The organism is Aeromonas fluvialis (assembly GCF_000819885.1).
Taxonomy (GTDB): Bacteria; Pseudomonadota; Gammaproteobacteria; order Enterobacterales; family Aeromonadaceae; genus Aeromonas; species Aeromonas fluvialis.
Genome location: NZ_CDBO01000043.1, coordinates 22,403 through 28,760 on the forward strand (window position 1 = coordinate 22,403; position 6,358 = coordinate 28,760).

General features: G+C 54.5%; 5 protein-coding genes. 4 read left to right on the forward strand and 1 reads right to left on the reverse strand.

The window, feature by feature from the left end:
- Positions 1-2: 2 nt before the first annotated feature.
- Positions 3-1,337, reverse strand: coding sequence for an MATE family efflux transporter (locus BN1125_RS09485; protein ID WP_244268489.1), 1,335 nt, complete (start codon positions 1,335-1,337; stop codon positions 3-5).
- Positions 1,338-1,597: 260 nt separating this feature from the next.
- Here BN1125_RS09485 and BN1125_RS09490 point away from each other — a divergent pair, with 260 nt between their 5' ends.
- The 4 genes from BN1125_RS09490 (at position 1,598) to BN1125_RS09505 (ending at position 6,126) form a co-directional block, all read left to right on the forward strand.
- Positions 1,598-1,891 (forward strand): co-chaperone GroES, encoded by a 294-nt coding sequence (locus BN1125_RS09490; RefSeq protein WP_005340573.1) that lies wholly within the window; start codon positions 1,598-1,600, stop codon positions 1,889-1,891.
- 43 nt (positions 1,892-1,934) lie between these two features.
- Positions 1,935-3,569 carry a chaperonin GroEL gene (gene groL / locus BN1125_RS09495; protein ID WP_042012027.1) on the forward strand — a complete coding sequence of 545 codons (1,635 nt, stop codon included), beginning with the start codon at positions 1,935-1,937 and terminating at the stop codon, positions 3,567-3,569.
- A 101-nt stretch (positions 3,570-3,670) separates the two neighbouring features.
- Positions 3,671-4,171 (forward strand): putative pterin-binding protein, encoded by a 501-nt coding sequence (locus tag BN1125_RS09500; protein WP_042012028.1) that lies wholly within the window; start codon positions 3,671-3,673, stop codon positions 4,169-4,171.
- 23 nt (positions 4,172-4,194) lie between these two features.
- Entirely contained in the window at positions 4,195-6,126 is a 1,932-nt protein-coding gene (locus tag BN1125_RS09505) for a putative bifunctional diguanylate cyclase/phosphodiesterase (RefSeq protein ID WP_042012029.1), read from the forward strand.
- The last annotated feature ends 232 nt before the right edge of the window (positions 6,127-6,358 follow it).

Below are 6,358 nucleotides of genomic sequence, written 5' to 3' on the forward strand. Positions count from 1 at the left end.
TATCAGGGTTTGCCCTGATGGCACAACGCCTCGAAGCGGTGTCGGGCATACCACCATGCGAGGGTGCCCGCCGCCAGATTGGCCAGCAGTATCCCCAGATAGATCCCCTGTTCTCCTCCCAACCTTGCGCCTAGCCAGGCTCCCGGCAGTAAAAAGCCAAACAGCCGTAACCCATTGAACAAAAACGAGATGCTAGATGCCCGCACGCCATTGAGTGCCGAGGCCAGCAGCATCACCATGCCCTGAAATCCGTAACCGATCGGCACCAGGTGCAGATAGAGAATGATGAGGCGAATGACCTGCGGATGATCGCTAAACAGATTGGCGATCAGCGGGGCAAGCAGCCAGGTCAGGCCATAGATGGCGAGTTGGAACAGCAACGCAAAACCCATGCAGCTTTGCAGCGCAGCTTTTGCCCGAGCCGGATTGCCTGCGCCGCAGTTTTGCGAGATGAAAGGGGCCAGCACGGAGGCGAGCGCCATCATCACGATCAGCAGCAGCGCCTCGACCCGTGATGCGGCGCCGTAAGCGGCCACCACTTCGGTACCCAGACCAGCAAAAATCGTCATCAGCACCGCATTGGCCAAGGGGTTGAGCATATTGGTAAAGGAGGCCGGCACGGCCACGTGCAGCAGGGCGCGCCAATGGTTCATCAATCTGGGCCAAGGGGAGAGATGCCAAAGCAACAAGCCTTCTCGATGGCGCAGGATATAGAGACTGACCAGCATGGCCATCAACCAGGAGAGGGAGGTGGCGATGGCAGCCCCGCGGATCCCCCATTGGGGAAAGGGGCCGATGCCGAAGATCAGCAAGGGATCCAGCATGCCATTGACCAATCCGGCCACGGCCATTACCAGGCTGGGGGTTTTGGTGTCCCCTGTCGCCCGGATGGCCGCATTGCCGACCATGGGCAGTACCAGCATGGGGACGGTGAGATACCAGATCAGCATGTAGTCATGGATGAGAGAGATAAGCTCGGCACTGGCCCCCAGCAGGGTAAACAGCGGTTTGATGGTGAGGGCTCCCCCCGCGGAGAGCAGGGCCACCAGGATCACCGCCAGAAACAGGCTGTCGGTGGCGAGATGGGCCGCTTCAGCATGCTTACCCTGCCCCAGGCTATGACCGATCACCGCTGATAGTCCGGCACCCAATCCCATTGCCAGCGAGGTGACCACAAAGGTGACCGGAAAGGTAAAGCTGATGGCGGCCAGCGCTTCGGTACCCAACATGCCGATAAAAAAGGTATCGACCAGATTGAAGGCCAGAATAGCGATGATGCCGAAGATCATGGGGCCCGTCATCTGGCGCAGTACGACCGGAATAGGGGCTGTCAGCATGGGGTTGATTCGGGTCAATTGCTCGTCTCTACAGCTGGCTTTGAAGGTGCTGCCATGGCCGCCGGGCAGGGGTGTGTTATCCGTCATCCGGGTCGCGACATGGGTGAACCATTGAGGGGGCTCATAGTACGTGAAAATATTTTTTTTGTATTTGCCCTTGAAGGGTTAGCAACTCTGCCCCACATCAGTGACATACCTGATTTGGCCTGGAACGGCCATTCCTCAAAGCAACAATGAGACTCATTTTGGGAGAGTTATCGATGAAAATTCGTCCACTGCACGACCGCGTCATCATCAAGCGCATCGAAGCTGAAGCCAAATCTGCCGGCGGTATCGTCTTGACTGGTACTGCGGCCCAGAAATCCACCCGTGGTGAAGTGCTTGCCGTGGGGACTGGTCGCATCCTGGATAATGGCGAAGTCAAAGCGCTGGCCGTGAAGGTTGGTGACAAGGTTATCTTCAATGAAGGCTACGGTGTCAAAACCGAGAAGCTGGATGGTCAGGATGTCCTGATCCTCTCCGAAACCGACATCCTGGCGATTGTCGAAGAGTAATCCATCCTCCTTTTCCCCGAATTGATTTAAGGATTGAAGAAAAATGGCAGCTAAAGACGTTAAGTTTGGTAACGAAGCCCGCATCAAGATGCTGGAAGGCGTAAACATCCTGGCTGATGCCGTCAAGGTGACCCTAGGCCCGAAAGGCCGCAACGTGGTGTTGGACAAATCCTTCGGCGCTCCGACCATCACCAAAGACGGTGTGTCTGTTGCGCGCGAAATCGAACTGGAAGACAAGTTCCAGAACATGGGCGCCCAGATGGTCAAGGAAGTCGCTTCCAAGGCCAACGATGCTGCCGGTGACGGTACCACTACTGCGACTGTTCTGGCTCAGGCTATCGTCAACGAAGGTCTGAAAGCCGTTGCCGCCGGTATGAATCCGATGGATCTGAAGCGAGGTATCGACAAAGCCGTTGTGGCTGCCGTTGCCGAGCTGCAGGCGCTGTCCCAGCCGTGTGCTGACAGCAATGCCATCGCTCAGGTGGGCACCATCTCTGCCAACTCCGACGAGAAAGTGGGCAAGCTGATTGCTGAAGCTATGGACAAAGTGGGTCGCGATGGCGTTATCACTGTTGAAGATGGTCAGGGTCTGGAAGATGAGCTGGCTGTTGTCGAAGGTATGCAGTTCGACCGTGGCTACCTGTCCCCCTACTTCATCAACAAGCAAGAGACCGGTTCCGTTGAGCTGGATGACCCGTTCATCCTGCTGGTTGACAAGAAAGTCTCCAACATCCGCGAAATGCTGCCGGTGCTGGAAGGCGTTGCCAAAGCTGGCAAGCCGCTGCTGATTGTTGCCGAAGACGTAGAAGGCGAAGCGCTGGCTACCCTGGTAGTCAACACCATGCGCGGTATCGTGAAAGTCGCTGCCGTCAAGGCACCGGGCTTCGGTGACCGTCGCAAGGCCATGCTGCAGGATATCGCCGTACTGACTGGCGGTACCGTCATCTCTGAAGAAGTTGGCATGGAGCTGGAAAAAGCGACGCTGGAAGATCTGGGTCGTGCCAAACGCATCGTTATCACCAAAGAGAACACCACCATCATCGATGGTGTGGGCGATGCCGGTGTGATCGAAGGCCGTGTTGCCCAGATCCGCCAGCAGATCGAAGAGACCTCTTCCGATTATGACCGTGAGAAGCTGCAAGAGCGCGTAGCCAAGCTGGCTGGCGGTGTTGCCGTGATCAAAGTTGGCGCGGCTACCGAAGTCGAGATGAAAGAGAAGAAAGCCCGCGTGGAAGATGCGTTGCATGCTACCCGCGCTGCCGTTGAAGAGGGTGTGGTTGCCGGTGGTGGTGTCGCATTGGTGCGCGTTGCTGCCAAGTTGACGGGTCTGCGTGGCGACAACGAAGACCAGAACGTGGGTATCAAGGTTGCTCTGCGCGCCATGGAAGCCCCGCTGCGTCAGATCGTGATCAATGCCGGTGAAGAAGCCTCCGTCATTGCCAACGCAGTGAAGAACGGTGAAGGTAACTTCGGTTACAACGCTTACACCGAGCAGTATGGCGACATGCTGGCTATGGGCATCCTGGATCCGACCAAGGTAACCCGTTCCGCCCTGCAGTTTGCCTCTTCCATCGCCGGTCTGATGATCACCACCGAATGCATGGTCACCGAACTGCCGAAGAAAGATGCTCCTGCTATGCCTGACATGGGTGGCATGGGTGGCATGGGCATGATGTAATCATCATCCTGGCTCTGTTTGAGAAACGGCTCGCCCAAGGCGAGCCGTTTTTTTATATCTGGCTAAACTGAGTCTATTGAGACCGTAAATGTGGGGGCGATATGAAAATATTGGGTGGGCTGATGCTACTGTGTGCCATGGTCATCATGCCGGTCATGGCTGCAGATGAACTGAGTGGGCCGGTGATCCTGAAAGTGGGTGGTAACATCAGGTCGGCAGACGACGTTGATGGCAAGGTGTTGTTTGATTTGGCAAAACTGCAGGCTCTGCCGCAACATGAGATAGTGACCGGCAACCCTTGGGTGGATAAGCCGCACACCTACAGAGGCCCAAAACTGGCCGATGTATTGGCTGCAGTCGGTGCGGATGGCAAGACCATTACGTTGACGGCACTGAACAGTTTCCAGATCCGCATTGAATGGGACAAGGTTGCCAAATACGAGCCCATCCTCGCATGGGAAGACAATGGCGCTGTCATGCGGGTGCGTGACAAGGGGCCGCTCTGGTTTATGCTGCCGCTTGATCAATATCCGGAACTGAAGCGTTCCGAATATACCGACATGATGATTTGGCAGCTGAATCTGATAGATATTCAACACTGATAAAAGAGTCACGGGAGCACGGGGTGAAAGGAAAGACCAGGGCGTGGCCACTGCTCGTCATTCTGTATGTATCCATCCTGTCGTTTACCGGGAGCACCCTCTATTGCCTGATGCAAATCCAGAATGCGACCAGAGCGATGGAGAAATACACCTATGATGTCTCCTGGGCGTTGATGCAGTTGCAGCTGGAGCTCGGACGTTTTCTCAATGCGGTAGAGGTCTATCACTATGGCGGGATTGATCATGACACCTTGATGCTGCGTTATGACATCCTCTGGAGCAGAACCCCCATCCTTTTGAGCGGTCAGCTGCGCAAGAGCATGCAGGACAAGCAGAAAACCTTGCGTCTGGTGCAGCTGATTGAAACCAATATTCGTCAAATAGAGCCCGACATCACCCAGTTGCAGAGCGGGGCATCTGACTATCAGCAGATAATGATGCGCCTTGCCCCGCTGCAAGAGCCGCTTTCCTACTCCCTCGCATCTGTGATGCAGAAGAACATCAACGTCTATTCCGAGAACGATCGCCATTTTGGCCTATTGCGCAATGCCTTGTTGCTGATGGTTTCCGGTTTGGTCATTTCAGTGCTGCTACTCAGCATGCTGCTTATATATGAAGGGCGTCGCCATTTCAGGGTGGCCAGACGGGATCCACTGACCGGGTTGTCCAATCGGGTTGCCTTGCTGGAGCGGATGGAACTGTATGCCACACAGGAAGTTCCGTTCGGGCTGGTGCTGGTCGATATCAACGACTTCAGGGATATCAACAGTAAGTTTGGTTATGACGCAGGCGATTTTTTGCTCAATGAATTGGCCAGACGGATCAGATTGCTATGTGAAGAGGGGGAGTGGAGTGGTCGGCTGGGCGGCGATCAATTTGCCATCATTCAGCGTGGCAGCAGCGATCTTCGCCAGATCAGGGAGTTAGTCTCTCGGTTGCTGCACACGCTGAAGCAAGACATTATTTATGACAATTATCCTTTCCGGCTCGAGGTGGGGATCGGAATTGCCTTCTATCCGATGGATAGCGACAAAACCCAGGAGTTATTGAGCCGTGCAGAGCAGGCTCTGTTCCATAGTCGCAAGACCCATCTCCCCTATGTGATTTACGATAACTCCTTGCTCAACGAGACAGCGCGGCGCAAGCATCTTGCCTCGGACATGATCATGGCGCTGGAACACAATGCGTTGGAACTCTATTACCAACCCATCGTCAATCTCGAGAGTGGCCGCTGCGAAGCGGTCGAGGCTCTGTTGCGCTGGCGGCATCCTGAGCTCGGCTTCATTCCGCCAAACGAAGTGATTATGGTGGCTGAGGAGTTCCAGCTTGCCGAACGGGTTGGCAGTTGGGTGCTGAACACAGCTTGCGAGCAGCTCTATCAGTGGCACCAGCTTGGTATGGTTGATCTGCAAATGTGCGTGAATATCTCGCCGGGCATGTACCAGCGCAATTTGCTTAAACTGGTGGCCAAGGCGTTGATGGAGCATCACCTGCCTGCCAGTAGTCTGGTATTGGAAGTCACCGAAGATACCACCATGAGGGAAGTGAAGAATTCTCTGCAACTGATGCAGGACCTGAATCAGCAGGGGGTGCTGCTGGCATTGGACGATTTTGGCACTGGTTACTCATCACTCAGTTATTTGCAGAAGCTACCGGTGAGCAAGGTGAAGATCGATCGCTCCTTTATTCAGGGGATTGATAGCTCTCTGGAGGCATCCGAGTTGCTAGCCAATATTTGTCGAATGGGATCCATGCTCGGCAAAAGTCTGGTTTGTGAGGGGATTGAAACTCAGGCACAGCTGGAAGTCTTGCGTTCTCTAACCGATATCCATCTGTATGGACAGGGATATCTGTTTAGCCGACCAGAGCAGGCGGAGAAAATCTATCAAACCTTGCTGGAGATGGAAGAGCTTTGGCTGGCGCGTCAACAACCTGAAATGGCTTATATGAGTTGACGCTGCTGAGAGTCTGGCTGTCAGAAGCCTCCCAAATGTGTGCTGCAGTTCAAATGCTGCTCTTTCTGTTTGTTATTTGAACTACTGTGCGGTTTTCTCAAAAAAACGTGTAATTTGTCCTTGCCAGAACGAATTCACTCCCTATAATGCGCCTCCATCGACAGGGCAAGCGGCAACGCAGAAAGCCAAGTCGATAGCCTCGAAAAGCCTTTGAAAATAAGGCTTGACTCGA

Coding starts and splice junctions, on each gene's coding strand:
- BN1125_RS09500 (WP_042012028.1), top strand. CDS start 3,671: ATGAAAATATTGGGTGGGCTGATGCTACTGTGTGCCATGGTCATCATG.
- BN1125_RS09485 (WP_244268489.1), bottom strand. CDS start 1,337: ATGCTGACAGCCCCTATTCCGGTCGTACTGCGCCAGATGACGGGCCCC.
- BN1125_RS09490 (WP_005340573.1), top strand. CDS start 1,598: ATGAAAATTCGTCCACTGCACGACCGCGTCATCATCAAGCGCATCGAA.
- groL (WP_042012027.1), top strand. CDS start 1,935: ATGGCAGCTAAAGACGTTAAGTTTGGTAACGAAGCCCGCATCAAGATG.